17 protein-coding genes are annotated in these 17,315 nt (G+C 53.4%); 14 read left to right on the forward strand and 3 right to left on the reverse strand.

The features are described 5' to 3' along the window. Positions 1-40: 40 nt before the first annotated feature. A complete protein-coding gene (gene mreB / locus L2Y28_RS20125; RefSeq protein ID WP_000913396.1) occupies positions 41-1,084 on the reverse strand; it encodes a rod shape-determining protein MreB in 1,044 nt (347 codons plus the stop codon). 282 nt (positions 1,085-1,366) lie between these two features. Further along, entirely contained in the window at positions 1,367-3,307 is a 1,941-nt protein-coding gene (gene csrD / locus L2Y28_RS20130) for an RNase E specificity factor CsrD (RefSeq protein WP_022649564.1), read from the reverse strand. A 183-nt stretch (positions 3,308-3,490) separates the two neighbouring features. Between csrD and L2Y28_RS20135 the strand changes: the two genes are divergently transcribed. The 14 genes from L2Y28_RS20135 to L2Y28_RS20200 all read left to right on the forward strand — a co-directional run bounded on the left by L2Y28_RS20135 (position 3,491) and on the right by L2Y28_RS20200 (position 16,419). After that, positions 3,491-4,465, forward strand: a complete 975-nt coding sequence (locus tag L2Y28_RS20135; RefSeq protein ID WP_022649565.1) for an MDR family oxidoreductase — start codon at positions 3,491-3,493, stop codon at positions 4,463-4,465. A 77-nt stretch (positions 4,466-4,542) separates the two neighbouring features. Continuing rightward, the gene (gene msrP / locus L2Y28_RS20140) at positions 4,543-5,544 is read left to right on the forward strand and encodes a protein-methionine-sulfoxide reductase catalytic subunit MsrP (protein ID WP_022649566.1); all 1,002 of its coding nucleotides are present in this window, start codon (positions 4,543-4,545) and stop codon (positions 5,542-5,544) included. Next, positions 5,545-6,144 (forward strand): protein-methionine-sulfoxide reductase heme-binding subunit MsrQ, encoded by a 600-nt coding sequence (gene msrQ / locus L2Y28_RS20145; RefSeq protein WP_022649567.1) that lies wholly within the window; start codon positions 5,545-5,547, stop codon positions 6,142-6,144. A 234-nt stretch (positions 6,145-6,378) separates the two neighbouring features. Then, entirely contained in the window at positions 6,379-6,831 is a 453-nt protein-coding gene (gene aroQ, locus L2Y28_RS20150; protein WP_022649568.1) for a type II 3-dehydroquinate dehydratase, read from the forward strand. A gap of 21 nt (positions 6,832-6,852) precedes the next feature. Next, on the forward strand, positions 6,853-7,314 hold the full coding sequence (accB, locus tag L2Y28_RS20155; RefSeq protein WP_010436174.1) for an acetyl-CoA carboxylase biotin carboxyl carrier protein: 462 nt from the start codon (positions 6,853-6,855) through the stop codon (positions 7,312-7,314). A 10-nt stretch (positions 7,315-7,324) separates the two neighbouring features. Further along, positions 7,325-8,674, forward strand: a complete 1,350-nt coding sequence (gene accC / locus L2Y28_RS20160) for an acetyl-CoA carboxylase biotin carboxylase subunit (RefSeq protein WP_003860388.1) — start codon at positions 7,325-7,327, stop codon at positions 8,672-8,674. A 108-nt stretch (positions 8,675-8,782) separates the two neighbouring features. After that, positions 8,783-9,025, forward strand: coding sequence for a YhdT family protein (locus tag L2Y28_RS20165; RefSeq protein WP_022649569.1), 243 nt, complete (start codon positions 8,783-8,785; stop codon positions 9,023-9,025). Further along, positions 9,015-10,466, forward strand: a complete 1,452-nt coding sequence (gene panF, locus L2Y28_RS20170; protein ID WP_022649570.1) for a sodium/pantothenate symporter — start codon at positions 9,015-9,017, stop codon at positions 10,464-10,466. Before L2Y28_RS20165 ends, panF begins: the two co-directional genes overlap by 11 nt. A gap of 11 nt (positions 10,467-10,477) precedes the next feature. Beyond that, positions 10,478-11,359: a 50S ribosomal protein L11 methyltransferase gene (gene prmA / locus L2Y28_RS20175; protein ID WP_022649571.1), complete on the forward strand. Its 882-nt coding sequence runs from the start codon at positions 10,478-10,480 to the stop codon at positions 11,357-11,359. A 137-nt stretch (positions 11,360-11,496) separates the two neighbouring features. Beyond that, on the forward strand, positions 11,497-12,237 hold the full coding sequence (locus L2Y28_RS20180) for a carbonic anhydrase (protein ID WP_022649572.1): 741 nt from the start codon (positions 11,497-11,499) through the stop codon (positions 12,235-12,237). Between the two features lie 329 nt (positions 12,238-12,566). Continuing rightward, entirely contained in the window at positions 12,567-13,532 is a 966-nt protein-coding gene (gene dusB, locus L2Y28_RS20185) for a tRNA dihydrouridine synthase DusB (RefSeq protein WP_006812176.1), read from the forward strand. A 23-nt stretch (positions 13,533-13,555) separates the two neighbouring features. Further along, on the forward strand, positions 13,556-13,852 hold the full coding sequence (fis, locus tag L2Y28_RS20190) for a DNA-binding transcriptional regulator Fis (protein ID WP_000462905.1): 297 nt from the start codon (positions 13,556-13,558) through the stop codon (positions 13,850-13,852). Between the two features lie 178 nt (positions 13,853-14,030). Further along, entirely contained in the window at positions 14,031-14,195 is a 165-nt protein-coding gene (locus L2Y28_RS20195) for a DUF2556 family protein (protein ID WP_003860373.1), read from the forward strand. Between the two features lie 139 nt (positions 14,196-14,334). Continuing rightward, on the forward strand, positions 14,335-16,419 hold the full coding sequence (locus L2Y28_RS20200) for a bifunctional diguanylate cyclase/phosphodiesterase (protein ID WP_022649573.1): 2,085 nt from the start codon (positions 14,335-14,337) through the stop codon (positions 16,417-16,419). Here L2Y28_RS20200 and envR read toward each other — a convergent pair. Further along, positions 16,414-17,061: an acrEF/envCD operon transcriptional regulator gene (gene envR, locus L2Y28_RS20205; protein ID WP_022649574.1), complete on the reverse strand. Its 648-nt coding sequence runs from the start codon at positions 17,059-17,061 to the stop codon at positions 16,414-16,416. The genes L2Y28_RS20200 and envR overlap by 6 nt on opposite strands. Positions 17,062-17,315: the final 254 nt, after the last annotated feature.

Raw genomic sequence — 17,315 nt, forward strand, 5'->3', positions numbered from 1 at the left:
AGAGAGAAAGGGTAGCCATTTGCTACCCTCTCACACCCGACTACTCTTCGCTAAACAAGTCGCCGCCGTGCATGTCGATCATTTCCAGCGCCTTGCCACCACCACGGGCGACGCAAGTCAGTGGATCTTCTGCAACTACGACAGGAATACCTGTCTCTTCCATTAACAGGCGGTCGAGGTTACGCAGCAGCGCACCACCACCGGTCAGAACCATACCGCGCTCGGAGATATCGGAGGCCAGCTCTGGCGGGCACTGTTCCAGCGCTACCATCACCGCGCTCACGATGCCGGTCAGCGGCTCCTGCAACGCTTCCAGGATTTCGTTGGAGTTCAGGGTGAATCCGCGTGGCACGCCTTCTGCCAGGTTACGACCGCGAACTTCGATCTCGCGAACTTCATCACCCGGATAGGCAGAACCGATTTCATGCTTGATGCGCTCTGCGGTCGCTTCACCGATCAGAGAGCCGTAGTTACGGCGAACGTAATTAATGATGGCTTCGTCGAAACGGTCGCCGCCGATACGCACGGAAGAGGAGTACACCACGCCGTTCAGGGAGATAACGGCCACTTCAGTGGTACCGCCACCGATATCCACCACCATAGAACCAGTTGCTTCAGAAACCGGCAGACCCGCACCAATTGCCGCAGCCATCGGTTCTTCAATCAGGAACACTTCACGCGCACCGGCACCCTGAGCGGATTCACGGATTGCACGGCGTTCAACCTGGGTTGCGCCAACCGGCACACACACCAGTACGCGCGGGCTTGGGCGCATGAAGCTGTTGCTGTGAACCTGCTTGATGAAGTGCTGAAGCATTTTTTCGGTCACGAAGAAGTCAGCAATAACGCCATCTTTCATTGGGCGGATCGCGGCAATGTTGCCCGGCGTACGGCCCAGCATCTGCTTCGCATCATGGCCTACTGCGGCCACGCTTTTTGGCGAACCAGCACGATCCTGACGAATGGCCACAACGGAAGGCTCATTCAATACGATGCCTTGTCCTTTTACATAGATAAGGGTATTCGCGGTACCCAGGTCAATGGACAGGTCATTGGAAAACATGCCACGAAATTTTTTCAACATACTAAGGGATAATCCTGAAAGCTGGGGCGGAAAACAAAATCCGCTTACTTTACCAACCACACGCAGCAGCGACAAGGCGCAAAAATCGTCTGCTACGGTGAAAATTAGTGCAGCACGTTTCCTTTGTTACAAATTCATCCCCTGAATCCCTCAGGGCTGAGTAAACAGCAGCGTCCCTCACTTTCACTTGTAACCTATAAAAGGTCGTTCACTGGCTTTTATGCTCGTCTTACTCAAAGCTACAGGCGCGATATTCTACGTGAAAACAAAGTAAACGGCAGGTCAAACAGAGTATCTTTGCAAATATTTTTTCACATTGGTGTCAAGCGGCTGAGAGGCGGCAAAAAAATCCCCCTGACCGCCCGTCACGCCGCGCTCTGTCAACATCTGCCATTCACTGCGTGAACGTACGCCTGCGGCAAATACTTGCGTTTGCGTTCCTTTGCACGCCTCCACCAGGCTTTGTACCAGCAGCTGGTTTTCCGTGCGCTTTTCGATATTCCTTACCAGACCCGGATGCAGCTTCAATAATTCGACATCCAGCTCTTTGATCCAGCTGGTGCTGACCAGGGTAAGACCCGCCTGTGTTACCGCCACGCGAGCCCCAAGCGCATTGATTAAACGCACAACCGAGCGCAACCGGCTGATGTGTTGACCTACATCTGCCTCTGCAAGTTCAAAAATAATGCGTTTGCGTTGCGATTTTTCGCATTGCATTAACGTGTCACGTAACCAACGCTGAAAACGCGGACGGATCAGCGATTCGACGGTCACCTGTAAAGCCAGATTTTCTTCAGGCCAGTACGATAAGAACGGAATGAGGCGGGTGATTTGCTGGCGGTCATACTCTTCGGACAATCCGAATTGCAGCACCATCGGCAAATACTCTGCGGAGATAACCTCCTCGGTCCCATCAAAAATACGGCACATCAGCTCACGATGATGGACATGACCATTTTTTATGACCGCCGGTTTTTGATAGATGCGCGGTCCACCCCGGCTCAGCATCTGTTCAATCAGGGTTCGCCAGCGTACGTTGCCGCGCCCTTTTTCCGGTAGCGTATCATCATAGACCGCCCAGCCGTTCGCCCCCTGCAATACGGCGTTGCGCGTGGCCGCTTCTGCATGTTCCATCACCTGCTCCGTCGACTGACCGCCGCGCCAGGCACAGATGCCCATATGCACCATGTCGTCGCGGTCGAGCATTTTGCTCTGGGGTAGCGCATCGACGGCTTTCAACAGCTGGCTGGCGATACTCTCGGACTCCTTTAAGGTGCGATGCGGCAGCAAGACGGCAAAGTCGCTGCGGTGGTAGCGTGCCAGTAACGCGCCGGGGTAGCGCATAATAAAGGTGGATAGCAGGTTAATCAGCGTGAAGAGATTCTCTTCCGCCACGCGCTGGCCCCAGGTATCACGGAGCAGATCGAAGTCGGGCAGGCGAATCATCATTACCACGCCATGCGTCCCCACCTTTTCGGGGTCATCAAGAAGCGTAGCCAGCTGATTATCAAAGAAGAGCCGGTTGTTAAGGCCCGTTTTGTTATCCTGCGCGGCGTAGGAGCGAATCAACGTGTCCATACGGCTACGCTGATCGCTGGCAAACTGGATTTCGGAGAGCAGCACGTCCAGGGCGCTACTGGTACGTGATGGCCATTCATAAACCGATCCCCGTACCTGCGGACCCCGCTCGCCATTCAGTATTCGCACCGAGCGTGTTTCCAGCAGTTCCTGGCCGGAAAGTTGACGACGCTGCCAGCGAACGGCGAGGAAAATCAGCAGGACGATCAAGGCAACGGCGATGGTTAAGGGCGCGGTGGTCATGAGCGAGCGTAAATAGTTGCTCATCGGATCCTGGTACATCAGATGGATTGTCATACCCGGATGTTTAAGTGAGCGTACCGTTATGTCCCGATACTGATCTACCGTGCCGGCAGGACGGTAGCTGCCCTGACGGGTATGGCTGAAAACGGTCTGCTTCCCCTGTTTAATGTCGATCTGCACGATATCCACAGGCACCATTAACTCATCCAGTTCACGCGAAAGTGCCGGGAAGGAGGTTGTAATCAGGCGAGTGTCGATAACCGATGCAACCGATTCTACCCGGTTAACCAGCTTATCCTGGATGGCATTATAAAAGCTCAGCGAGCAGCCGATTAGCGTGACAAATATGGTCAGTCCCGTCAGCAAGGTGATAAAAGCTGAGAACTTCGTCGTTAATCGCATCCTTGAGATTACTCCGTGGGTTGAAGGGGTCGCAAGTGAGCGCTAACTTGCATTTCAAATGCGGCATACTACCAAACCTGGTGTATCTGGCAATTTATTGCGTTAAATCGGCACTGCGTTTCATTGAGCGAGTATAGTCTTCAGTACATATTTTCCCATCATCAATCCTAGTGAGGACCCTGTATGCAGGCTTTGATCTTAGAACAGCTGGACGGCAAAACCGTTGCCTCGGTGCAAGCCATTGACGAGAGCCGCCTGCCGGAGGGCGACGTGACCGTAGATATCGACTGGTCAAGCCTGAACTATAAAGATGCACTGGCCATTACGGGAAAAGGTAAAATCATCCGAAATTTCCCAATGGTGCCAGGCATCGACTTGGCTGGCCGCGTGCATACCAGTGAAGATCCGCGTTTTCACGCCGGACAGCAGGTGCTGCTCACCGGCTGGGGCGTAGGTGAAAACCACTGGGGAGGACTGGCAGCGCAGGCGCGCGTAAAAGGTGACTGGCTGGTCCCGATGCCGAAAGGCCTGGACGGCCGTAAGGCGATGATCGTCGGCACGGCAGGTTTCACCGCCATGCTCTGCGTGATGGCGCTGGAAGAGGCCGGGATCCGTCCTGACTCTGGCGAAATTGTCGTGACCGGCGCCAGCGGTGGCGTGGGCAGCACGGCCGTCACGCTGCTGCACAAGCTGGGGTACCAGGTCGCCGCCGTCTCTGGCCGCGAAAGTACGCATGATTATCTACGTCAGTTGGGCGCAAGCCGTATTCTGAGCCGCGACGAATTCGCCGAGACCCGTCCGCTGGAAAAACAGGTCTGGGCTGGCGCTGTAGATACCGTCGGCGACAAAGTGCTGGCGAAGGTGCTGGCGCAAATGAATTACGGTGGCTGCGTGGCGGCCTGTGGTCTGGCGGGTGGTTTTGCCCTGCCGACGACGGTGATGCCATTTATTCTGCGTAACGTGCGTCTTCAGGGTGTCGATTCGGTCATGACCCCAGCCGAGCGGCGGGCTGAGGCCTGGGAACGTCTGGCGCGGGATCTGCCAGCCTCATTCTATGAGCAGAGCGCCACTGAGATCACCCTGAGCCAGGCGCCAGAGTACGCCAATAAAATCATGGGCAACCAGTTCCACGGTCGTGCGCTGGTTAAAATCGCCTAATATTCAAATTTCCGTGACATATTCGCGCTAACCCTCCTCCTCCGTCATGCTTAGAAAAACGCCTGACGGAGGATGCCATGAAAACCCGAAAACTGACGGAAGCCGACGTAACGTCCGAGTCTGTCTTTATGCTACAGCGTCGCCAGATCCTGAAAATGCTTGGCATCAGCGCCACTGCCCTGACGCTCACCCCTGCGGCCCACGCCGATCTGCTCGACTGGTTTAAGGGCAATGACCGCCCGAAAGCCCCCTCTGGCGCACCGCTTAACTTCACCAAACCGGCGCAATGGCAGAATAAACTGACGTTGACGCCGGAAGATAAAGTCACCGGCTATAACAACTTCTATGAGTTTGGCCTTGATAAGGCCGATCCTGCCGCCAACGCCGGGAGCATGAAAACCGATCCCTGGACGCTGAAGATTGATGGCGAAGTGGCAAAGCCGCTGACGCTGGATCATCATGACCTCACCACCCGCTTCCCACTTGAAGAACGCATTTACCGTATGCGCTGTGTGGAAGCCTGGTCGATGGTGGTGCCGTGGGTAGGTTTCCCTTTGCATAAACTGCTGGCGCTGGTTGAGCCCACCAGCAACGCGAAGTATGTTTCCTTCCAGACGCGCTATGCCCCGGACGAGATGCCAGGCCAGAAGGATCGGTTTATCGGCGGCGGGCTGGAGTATCCCTACGTTGAAGGTTTACGTCTCGACGAAGCCATGCATCCGCTTACGCTGCTCACCGTCGGGGTTTACGGCAAAGCGCTGCCGCCGCAAAACGGGGCGCCCATTCGCCTGACCGTACCGTGGAAATACGGTTTCAAGGGCATCAAATCGATCGTCAGCATTAAGCTCACCCGTGAACGCCCACCCACCACCTGGAACCTCGCAGCGCCAGATGAGTATGGTTTTTTTGCCAACGTTAACCCGCACGTTGATCATCCACGCTGGTCGCAGGCGACGGAACGTTTTATCGGTTCCGGCGGCGCGCTGGATGTTAAACGCAAGCCAACGCTGCTGTTTAACGGCTATGCAGATGAGGTGGCATCCCTCTATCGTGGGCTGAATTTACGGGAGAACTTCTAAGTGCGTTTAACGGCAAAGCAGATAACCTGGCTGAAGGTACTCCTGCATTTAGCCGGATTGCTCCCCTTTATCTGGCTCTTTTGGGCAGCCAGCCAGGGACAGTTCAGTGCCGATCCGGCTAAAGATATTCAGCATTTTACGGGTCGGATGGCTCTGAAATTTTTGCTGGCGACCTTGCTCGTCTCACCGCTTGCGCGCTACGCTAAACAGCCATTGCTAATACGTACCCGTCGGCTTTTGGGGCTATGGTGTTTTGCCTGGGCGACGCTGCATCTCACCAGTTACGCCCTGCTGGAACTGGGCATTAACAACCTGGCACTCCTTGGCAGCGAACTGGTTACGCGTCCTTATCTGACGCTGGGTATCGTAAGCTGGCTGGTTTTACTGGCGCTGACACTGACATCCACGCAGTACGCGCAGCGAAAAATGGGACGGCGCTGGCAACTGCTGCACAACTTCGTCTATCTTGTCGCGATCCTCGCGCCCATCCATTACCTGTGGTCGGTGAAGATATTATCTCCTCAGCCGGTCATCTACGCCCTGCTGGCATTGGCCCTTTTAGCATGGCGTTACAAGAAGTTCCGCCAGTGGGTACGATAGTCCACGAAACTGTGCGTTTTCCCGCAGATTATTTATCAGCCGCGAATCTTTTTCTGATAGCGGTTGATAATCTTCCCTGATAAGACCAGTATTTAGCTGCCAAATGCTACGAAATCGTTATAATGTGCGACTTCGGTTTTCCGGACAGGGGTTTTTGGCCTCTGAAAGGGTGACAATTGCGTGTTGAGGGTATATGTTGTTTTTTACCCGAAAATCGCAGGAGATAGCGGCACAATGGCTGACAAATTCCAAATTTTAGTATTGAACGGACCGAACCTGAACATGCTCGGCACCCGTGAGCCAGAGAAGTACGGCACGCTGACATTGAGCGAAATTGTTAACCGTCTGGGTACGGAAGCAGCCTCGCTGAATGTGGATTTGGACCATTTTCAGTCAAACGCGGAGTACGCAATCATCGACCGTATTCATCAGGCTAAAGACACTGTGGACTATATCCTGATCAATCCGGCCGCGTTTACGCACACCAGTGTTGCTATACGCGACGCACTGCTCGCGGTGAGTATCCCGTTTATCGAGATCCATCTGAGTAACGTGCACGCCCGAGAGCCGTTCCGCCACCATTCCTACTTGTCAGATATCGCCGCTGGCGTGATATGTGGGCTGGGTGCAGACGGCTATTCATACGCTTTACAGACAGCGGTAAAACGCTTGTCACAATCACACTAAACAAGAGTACGGAACCCACTCATGGATATTCGTAAGATTAAAAAACTGATCGAGCTGGTTGAAGAATCAGGCATCTCCGAACTGGAAATTTCTGAAGGCGAAGAGTCTGTACGCATCAGCCGTGCAGCCCCAGCCGCTAGCTTCCCGGTAATGCAGCAAGCTTATGCTGCGCCAGTGCAGCAGCCTGCGCTCTCCGCAGCCGTTGCACCAGCAGCAGAAGCCGCACCTGCAGCAGCTGCAGAAATCAGTGGTCACATCGTACGTTCCCCAATGGTTGGTACTTTCTACCGCACCCCGAGCCCGGACGCGAAAGCGTTCATCGAAGTGGGTCAGAAAGTCAACGTAGGCGATACCCTGTGCATCGTTGAAGCCATGAAAATGATGAACCAGATCGAAGCAGACAAATCAGGTACTGTGAAAGCGATTCTGGTCGAAAGTGGTCAGCCGGTAGAATTTGACGAGCCGCTGGTCGTCATCGAGTAACGAGGCGAACATGCTGGATAAAATTGTTATCGCCAACCGTGGCGAGATTGCACTGCGTATTCTTCGTGCCTGTAAAGAACTGGGCATCAAGACCGTGGCCGTGCACTCAAGCGCGGATCGCGATTTAAAACACGTATTGCTGGCGGATGAGACGGTCTGTATCGGTCCGGCTCCGTCCGTAAAAAGCTATCTGAACATCCCGGCGATCATCAGCGCCGCCGAAATCACTGGCGCGGTCGCGATTCACCCGGGTTATGGTTTCCTCTCTGAGAACGCCAACTTTGCTGAGCAGGTTGAACGCTCTGGCTTTATCTTCATTGGCCCGAAAGCCGACACCATTCGCCTGATGGGTGACAAAGTGTCTGCCATCACCGCGATGAAAAAAGCTGGCGTGCCAACCGTACCGGGCTCTGACGGCCCGCTGACCGACGATATGGATGCTAACCGCGCCCATGCTAAACGCATTGGCTACCCGGTGATCATCAAAGCGTCCGGCGGCGGCGGCGGTCGCGGTATGCGCGTTGTACGCAGCGATGCTGAACTGGCGCAGTCCATCTCCATGACCAAAGCGGAAGCGAAAGCGGCTTTCAGCAATGACATGGTGTACATGGAAAAATACCTGGAAAACCCACGCCACATCGAAATTCAGGTGCTGGCTGACGGTCAGGGCAACGCGATCTATCTGGCTGAACGTGACTGCTCCATGCAGCGTCGTCACCAGAAAGTCGTCGAAGAAGCGCCAGCGCCGGGCATTACGCCGGAACTGCGTCGCTACATCGGTGAGCGTTGCGCCAAAGCGTGTGTCGATATCGGCTATCGCGGGGCGGGTACCTTTGAGTTCCTGTTCGAAAACGGCGAGTTCTACTTCATTGAAATGAACACCCGTATTCAGGTTGAACACCCGGTTACCGAAATGATCACCGGCGTTGACCTGATCAAAGAACAGCTGCGTATCGCAGCCGGTCAGCCGCTGTCCATCAAACAGGAAGAAGTTGTGGTTAAAGGCCATGCGGTAGAGTGCCGTATCAACGCCGAAGACCCGAACACCTTCCTGCCAAGCCCGGGTAAAATCACGCGTTTCCACGCGCCGGGTGGCTTTGGTGTGCGCTGGGAGTCCCATATTTACGCCGGTTACACCGTACCGCCGTATTATGACTCAATGATCGGTAAGCTGATCTGCTACGGCGAAAACCGTGACGTGGCCATTGCCCGCATGAAGAACGCCCTTCAGGAGCTGATCATCGACGGGATCAAAACCAACGTAGATCTCCAGATGCGCATCATGAGCGACGAGCACTTCCAGAATGGTGGTACTAACATCCACTACCTGGAGAAAAAACTCGGTCTGAACGAGAAGTAAGAGACCAGTGTTGCTAAAAGGCCGGATTATCCGGCCTTTTTTATTTCTGGGGATCGCAAAGCCCCATCATGTACAATCCCCGCTTTCTTCATCCACAAGGGACAAAAAATGGACAAACGTTTTGTTCAGGCCCATAAAGAAGCGCGCTGGGCGCTGTGGCTGACCCTTCTCTATCTCGCTGCATGGTTAGTAACTGCTTACTTACCTGATTCAGCGATTGGCATTACCGGCCTCCCGCACTGGTTTGAAATGGCCTGCCTGCTGCTGCCGCTGGTGTTTATTGTGCTGTGCTGGGCGATGGTGAAATTCATCTATCGCGATATCTCCCTGGAGGACGATGATGCAGCTTGAAGTCATTCTGCCGCTTGTCGCTTACCTGTTCCTGGTGTTTGGCCTGTCGGTTTATGCGATGCGTAAACGTTCGACCGGCACCTTTCTGAACGAGTATTTCCTCGGGAGCCGCTCAATGGGTGGCGTCGTGCTGGCCATGACGCTGACCGCTACTTACATCAGCGCCAGCTCGTTTATCGGTGGCCCGGGCGCCGCTTATAAGTACGGACTGGGCTGGGTACTGCTGGCCATGATCCAGCTGCCTGCCATCTGGCTCTCTCTGGGCATACTGGGTAAAAAGTTTGCCATTCTGGCCCGTCGCTACAATGCCGTGACGCTGAACGATATGCTGTTTGCCCGCTATCAGAGTCGCTTGCTGGTATGGCTGGCAAGCCTGAGTCTGCTGGTGGCGTTTATTGGTGCGATGACGGTGCAGTTTATCGGCGGCGCACGTCTGCTGGAAACGGCAGCCGGGATCCCCTACGAGACGGGTCTGGTCATTTTCGGTGTGAGTATCGCGCTGTACACCGCGTTTGGCGGGTTCCGCGCCAGCGTACTCAACGACACGATGCAGGGGATGGTGATGCTCATTGGCACTCTCGTTCTGCTGGTGGGTATCGTGCATGCCGCAGGGGGCCTGAGCCATGCGGTTGAAACCCTGGAAGCGATCGATCCGAAACTGGTCTCGCCGCAGGGGGCGGATGACATCCTCTCGCCAACCTTTATGACCTCGTTCTGGGTGCTGGTGTGCTTTGGCGTGATTGGCCTGCCGCATACCGCCGTGCGCTGCATCTCATATAAAGACAGCAAAGCGGTACACCGCGGGATTATTATCGGGACAATTGTGGTGGCAATCCTGATGTTTGGTATGCACCTGGCGGGCGCGCTGGGACGCGCGGTGATCCCTGACCTTACCGTACCGGATCTGGTCATTCCAACCCTGATGGTGAAAGTACTTCCGCCGTTTGCCGCCGGAATTTTCCTCGCCGCACCCATGGCGGCCATTATGTCGACCATCAACGCTCAGTTGCTGCAAAGTTCCGCTACGATCATTAAAGATCTCTATCTGAATTTGCGCCCTGAACAGGTCGAAAATGAGCGACGCCTCAAGCGCATGTCGGCGGTGATTACCCTGGTGCTGGGGGCGTTGCTGCTGCTGGCCGCGTGGCGTCCACCGGAGATGATCATCTGGTTGAACCTGCTCGCCTTTGGCGGGCTGGAAGCCGTTTTCCTGTGGCCGCTGGTGCTGGGGCTGTACTGGGAACGCGCGAATGCCGCGGGTGCATTAAGCGGCATGATTGTCGGGGGCGTCCTGTATGCCGTTCTCGCCACGTTGAAAATTCAGTATCTTGGCTTTCACCCGATCGTGCCTTCGTTACTGTTAAGTTTACTGGCGTTTGTGGTGGGTAACCGTTTTGGCCGTCCCGTTCCACCCGCCACCCTGATTTCTACTGATAAATAAAGAGTTTTGCCATGCCGTGGATCCAATTGAAACTGAACACAACCGGCGCGAACGCCGAAGAACTGAGTGATGCGCTGATGGAGGCCGGTTCGGTCTCTATCACGTTCCAGGACACGCATGACACGCCGGTCTTTGAGCCGCTACCAGGCGAAACGCGCCTGTGGGGTGATACGGACGTTATCGGCCTGTTCGATGCAGAAACCGACATGAAAGAGGTCGTGGCGATTCTGGAAAACCATCCGCTGCTGGGCGCGGGTTTCGCGCATAAAATCGAACAGCTGGAAGACAAAGACTGGGAACGCGAGTGGATGGACAACTTCCATCCAATGCAGTTTGGTCAGCGTCTGTGGATCTGCCCAAGCTGGCGCGACGTTCCCGATGAAAATGCGGTCAACGTAATGCTGGATCCGGGTCTGGCGTTCGGCACCGGTACCCACCCGACAACCTCCCTGTGCCTGCAATGGCTGGATGGCCTGGATCTGGAAGGCAAAACCGTGATCGACTTCGGTTGCGGATCCGGGATCCTCGCTATCGCGGCGCTGAAACTGGGCGCGGCAAAAGCCATCGGGATCGACATCGATCCGCAGGCGATTCAGGCCAGCCGTGATAACGCCGAGCGTAATGGCGTTTCCGATCGCCTTGAACTGTATCTGCCCGATGCACAGCCAGAGGCCATGAAAGCCGATGTGGTGGTCGCGAATATCCTGGCTGGCCCGTTACGCGAGCTGGCGCCGTTAATCAGCGTGCTGCCGGTTGAAGGCGGTCTGCTGGGCCTGTCCGGTATCCTTGCCAGCCAGGCAGACAGCGTCTGTGAAGCCTACGCCGATCTCTTTGCGCTCGACCCGGTTGTCGAGAAAGAAGAGTGGTGTCGCATCACCGGTCGTAAAAAATAAGCCTTTGGCGTGGTCGTCTGACCACGCCTTTTTCCTTCGGTTTTTTCTCCCCCCTTCATCCTTTCTTCGATAAAATAACCACACAAATCACAATGTTAATCATTGATTTGTATAATAAAATTCACAGGAAGAATACGATGAAACACATTTCAGGCAAGGCAGCGCTGCTGGCGCTGAGCGTGATTTCGGCTTCAACTTACGCCTCACACTGGAGCTATCAAGGAGAAGGCGCACCGGAACACTGGGGCGAACTGGACGAGGCGTACAAGACGTGTAAAAGCGGGATGTATCAGTCGCCGGTTAACATTGATAATACGGTCAAAGCTCACATCTCTCCGCTGGAAACGCACTATATCGACGGCCCGGTCACACTGACAAACAACGGCCATACTATCCAGGCGAGTGAAAATGCCGATACACGCGACAGCATCACGCTTGATAAACAGACCTGGACATTACAGCAGTTCCATTTCCATGCGCCTTCCGAAAACACGGTGCACGGTAAAAAATACGCAATGGAAATGCATCTGGTCCATAAAAACGCTGACGGCGAACTGACGGTCGTTGCCGTTATGTTCGATCAGGGCGCGGCAAACGCTGCACTGGATAAACTCTGGGGCGTGATGCCAGGACAGGTTGACCAGAACGTTACAATTAAGCCAACCCTCTATATGAATAAATTACTGCCTGCGGATAAAACCTACTGGCGTTTTAGCGGCTCCCTGACCACGCCACCGTGCTCAGAAGGGGTGACATGGTTGGTGCTCAAGCATCCGCTGACCGTCTCTGCTGAACAGCTGCAAAAATTCACTCACACTATGCACCACGAAAACAGCCGCCCGGTTCAGCCGCTTCATGGCCGTCTGGTTGTTGAATAAGCCGATTTTTTGCGCTGATATCCTGTGCTGAAATGCGACGCAGATCGCAAAGAAGCGCCATAATCTGCTGCATATCGCAGCAGATTATCCCGGCCAATTGATTCATTTATTCAGAAATGATGAGAAGTTACGGGAAATTGTAAGCGCCCACAAAATGTTCATTTCTTCATAACACAATGATTTAAATAGCGAATAATCTTATCCGAAAAGAATGACTGGCGATTCCTTGATCTACAACAGAGGATTGTTCAAAGTTTGGCCTTTCATCTCGTGCAAAAAATGCGTAATATACGCCGCCTTGCAGTCACAGTATGGTCATTTCTTAACTCATGCGCATCGGACACCACCAGCTTAGAAATCGCCTGATCGCAGCCCCAATGGCAGGTATTACCGACCGGCCGTTCAGGACGCTGTGCTACGAGATGGGAGCAGGATTAACCGTTTCCGAGATGATGTCGTCTAACCCGCAGGTTTGGGAAAGCGACAAGTCCCGCCTTCGGATGGTGCACGTGGATGAGCCAGGTATCCGCACCGTGCAAATTGCCGGAAGCGTGCCTGAAGAGATGGCAGATGCCGCGCGTATTAACGTGGAAAGTGGCGCCCAGATTATTGATATCAATATGGGTTGCCCGGCCAAAAAGGTGAATCGCAAGCTTGCAGGTTCAGCCCTTCTGCAATACCCCGACCAGGTGAAGTCAATCCTGACGGCGGTTGTCAGCGCAGTGGACGTTCCTGTTACGTTGAAGATTCGCACGGGTTGGTCGCCGGAACACCGTAACTGTGTAGAGATTGCCCAACTGGCCGAAGACTGTGGCATTCAGGCCCTGACCATTCATGGACGCACTCGCGCCTGTTTGTTCAACGGTGAAGCTGAATACGACAGCATTCGGGCAGTTAAGCAGAAAGTTTCCATTCCGATTATCGCGAATGGCGACATAACTGACCCGCTTAAAGCCAGAGCTGTGCTCGACTATACGGGAGCTGATGCTCTGATGATAGGACGTGCCGCTCAGGGAAGACCCTGGATCTTTCGGGAAATCCAGCATTATCTGGACACTGGGGAGCTGCTTGCCCCGCTGCCTCTGGCAGAGGTTAAGCGCTTGCTTTGTTCGCATGTTCGGGAACTGCATGACCACTACGGCCAGGCAAAAGGGTACCGAATTGCGCGTAAACACGTATCCTGGTATCTCCAGGAGCACGCTCCAAATGACCAGTTTCGGCGCACATTCAACGCCATTGAGGATGCCAGCGAACAGCTGGAGGCGTTGGAGGCATACTTCGAAAATCTTGCGTAATGAAATAAAGAGCTGACAGAACTATGTTCGAACAACGCGTAAATTCTGACGTACTGACCGTTTCTACCGTTAACTCTCAGGATCAGGTGACTCAAAAGCCCCTGCGTGACTCGGTTAAACAGGCACTGAAGAACTATTTTGCTCAACTGAACGGTCAGGATGTTAATGACCTGTATGAGCTGGTACTGGCTGAAGTTGAACAGCCACTGTTGGACATGGTGATGCAATACACCCGTGGTAATCAAACCCGCGCTGCCCTGATGATGGGCATCAACCGTGGTACCCTGCGTAAGAAATTGAAAAAATACGGCATGAACTAATTTCGATTAGCTAACTGCTTGTTTAAAAAGGCGCTCTTCGGCATGGGGAAGCGCCTTTTTTATTGCCCGGATGAGCGACCGTCAACGCTTTGTAAACCTTCTCCTTCCCCACTTTTCAACGCCCGCTTTTCGTGTATATTTCCACCACCTTACAGGCTCTCTTTTCGCGGAATGACACATGATTCGTAAATACTGGTGGCTGGTCGTTTTTGCTGTCTCTGTTTTCATTTTCGATGCGCTGCTGATGCAGTGGATTGAACTGATGAGCACCGAAACCGATAAATGTCGCAATATGAATTCCGTGAACCCGCTAAAACTGGTCAACTGCTCAGAGCTGGACTAGCCTCTTCCATCCTGTACCCCTCTGTTATCACCCAATAAAAACAGGGGCTTAAATCACTTTTCGTCATTTCCTGACGATGATAATGTCTGTGCCCTTTCCAACCGCTCTTGCTTAACGTCTCACAACGAGTGAACAGACCATGCTGGTTAGCCAATACAACCAAATCCTCGTCGTCATCTCCTTTATTGTCGCCATTCTTGCCGCCTATACCGCGCTGAATATGGCTGCGCGCGTTGCCGGAAGCCAGGGCGTCGCTGCACGCGTCTGGCTGGCAGGTGGCGGAGTTTCGATGGGGATTGGCGTGTGGGCGATGCATTTCATCGGTATGCTGGCGATGGATCTTTCCATGAGCATGAGTTACAACGCGACCCTGACCGTGCTTTCGATGATTATCGCCATCAGCTCGTCAATGTTCGCCCTGTGGCTCGTTAGCGGCGAGCAGCTACATTTGCGCCGACTGCTGCCTGGCGCCGTCGTGATGGGTGCAGGCATAGTTACCATGCACTACACCGGTATGGCTGCCCTGGAGGTCACTCCGGGTATTGTCTGGGATAAAACGTGGATGGCTATCTCTGTGGGCATAGCCCTTGCCGCTTCACTGGCCGCTCTTTGGCTGACGTTCCGTTTACGTCAGGAAGCTGCACGAATGGCGTTGATGCGTCTGGGGGCGGCGATCACCATGGGCATCGCTATCGCTGGCATGCATTACGCCGGCATGGAAGCAGCACAATTTCCAATGTCGACGATGGTCCACCATCATGGTATTAACGGGAGCTGGCTGGCGATACTGGTTAGCGTGGTCGCGCTCGCTATTCTGGGGATTACGCTGCTGGTGTCGATGTTCGATGCCCGCCTTCAGGCTCGTACCTCGCTGCTGGCCTCATCCCTGGCAGAAGCTAACCGTGAACTCGCACAGCTGGCGTTGCATGATACGCTGACGCGCTTACCCAATCGTATTCTGCTTGAGGATCGCCTCGATCAGGCCATCAGCAAGGCCGATCGCGAAGGAAGCCCTTTCGCGCTGATGTTTATGGATCTTGATGGCTTTAAAACCGTCAACGATGCCTATGGCCATGATGTCGGTGACAATCTTCTGGTTGCGGTGACTCAGCGTTTGCTGTTGCAGTTGAAAGGTCAGTACACGCTGGCGCGTATCGGTGGGGATGAATTTGTCCTGCTGGCCGAAACCACTACCCCGGATGATGCTGCCTCACTGGCAAATTCACTGGTACGCGTCATTGATAGCCCGTTCCATTTCGATCCTTACGAATTGATGGTCACCCTGAGCATTGGCATTGCGCTCTATCCACACGATGGCAAAACCGATCGTGAACTGATGTTTAACGCTGATGCTGCGATGTACCACACGAAACATATGGGTCGTAACGGTTATCACTTCTTTCAGCCGTCAATGAATACGCTGGCGCAGACGCATCTTCAGCTGATGAATGATCTGTGGCAGGCCATCGACCGTAATGAGTTACGTCTGCTTTATCAACCTAAATTCCACGCCCCTGCCGGGCCGGTCATCGGATTCGAAGCGCTGTTACGCTGGCAGCATCCCAAACAGGGATTACTGCCCCCCGACCTGTTTCTACCGCTTGCAGAGAAAACCGGGCTGATTATTCCAATTGGAAACTGGGTAATCGACGAGGCCTGCCGCCAGCTGCGAGAATGGCACCTTCAGGGCCACACGGACTGGTCAATGGCGGTGAATCTTTCTACGTTGCAGTTCGAACAGCCGTCGCTGGTTAAAACGGTTCTCGATTGTCTGACGCGCCATAGCGTACCGCCCGGCATGTTGATCCTGGAGGTGACCGAAACCACGGCGATGAGCAATCCGGACGAAAGCGTTCGTGTCCTGACAGCGCTGACGGATGCGGGCGTAAAAGCCTCGATAGACGATTTTGGTACAGGTTATTCAAGCCTTCTTTATCTTAAGCGACTCCCTGCCTGCGAGTTGAAAATCGATCGTGCTTTTGTAAAAGAGTTAAGTGGAGAGAGTGAAGATGCGACGATCGTCTCGGCGATTATTGCCCTGGCAAAAACGCTGAATCTGAAGGTCGTGGCAGAAGGGGTCGAAACCGCAGCGCAGCAGACCTTTCTGACAGAACTGGGATGCAATACGCTACAGGGTTATCTGCTGGGCAAACCGATTACCGCGCAGGCTATTATGGAACAGTGCCAGCACGGGGAGATGTCACCATCCCGTATGCAATCATGAGGCTGTATCGTAGAACACTGGCGCCACTCGAGTGATATTTAGTGTCGCAAGAATATTATCCACCAGCGCCGGCGCCTGTTTGTACAGATTAAAACTGTTGCTATCCATTAACCAGTTTTTAATGACTCCGCTAAAAAATGCGTGGAAAACAATCAGCGCCAGTTCAATATTAGTTTGGGAAGAAATAATGCTACGCGCAACGCATTGTCTCAACGTCCTGCGAAGATAAGTATCGTTTAAACCGATCCGCTTGCGTATTTCACATTCTGAAATCACATCGTCATGAAATTCACACTTATGATACAGAATTTGTAAAAGAGCATACTGACGTGGCTCGCTCGCAATATATTGCAGTGCGACAATAAACTGTTCACGAAGCATTAACAAAGGGTCATCTTTTTCAGAAAGTATTAACCTGTCACGAATCATTTCACGCAGCGGCAATTGCTGTTCCCAGATGGCGTTAAATATTTCCGCTTTACTCGAAAAATGCCAGTAAACCGCCCCGCGAGTAAGTTGTGCAGCATCGGCGATGTCGGTAAGCGTGGTATTAGCCACGCCACGTGTCGCGAATAGCCCGATAGCGGCTTCAATCAGCTGCTGCCGGGTCTTTTGAGCCTCTTCTTTCTTTTTACGCGCCATAGCCTGCTACTCATTACTTATACGGTTGATACGACATCAAACGTTATTAAAGGGTCGTGTAAGTCAAAGTATTCACCATAACCCGTTTTAGTTTTGCACAAAAAAAGTCAATTCATTTAATTTATAATTCATACGAATAAATTGAGCGAATCAAATTCATTAAATAAATAGTTTGTATTTACTCATAAGTATTCCGTTGATTATCCTGACAGAAGCCGGATTTCGAATACACTGGTTCAGAATCTGATTTTGCT

The sequence above is a fragment of the Enterobacter sp. JH25 genome (assembly GCF_021725435.1).
GTDB classification, from domain to species: domain Bacteria; phylum Pseudomonadota; class Gammaproteobacteria; order Enterobacterales; family Enterobacteriaceae; genus Enterobacter; species Enterobacter intestinihominis.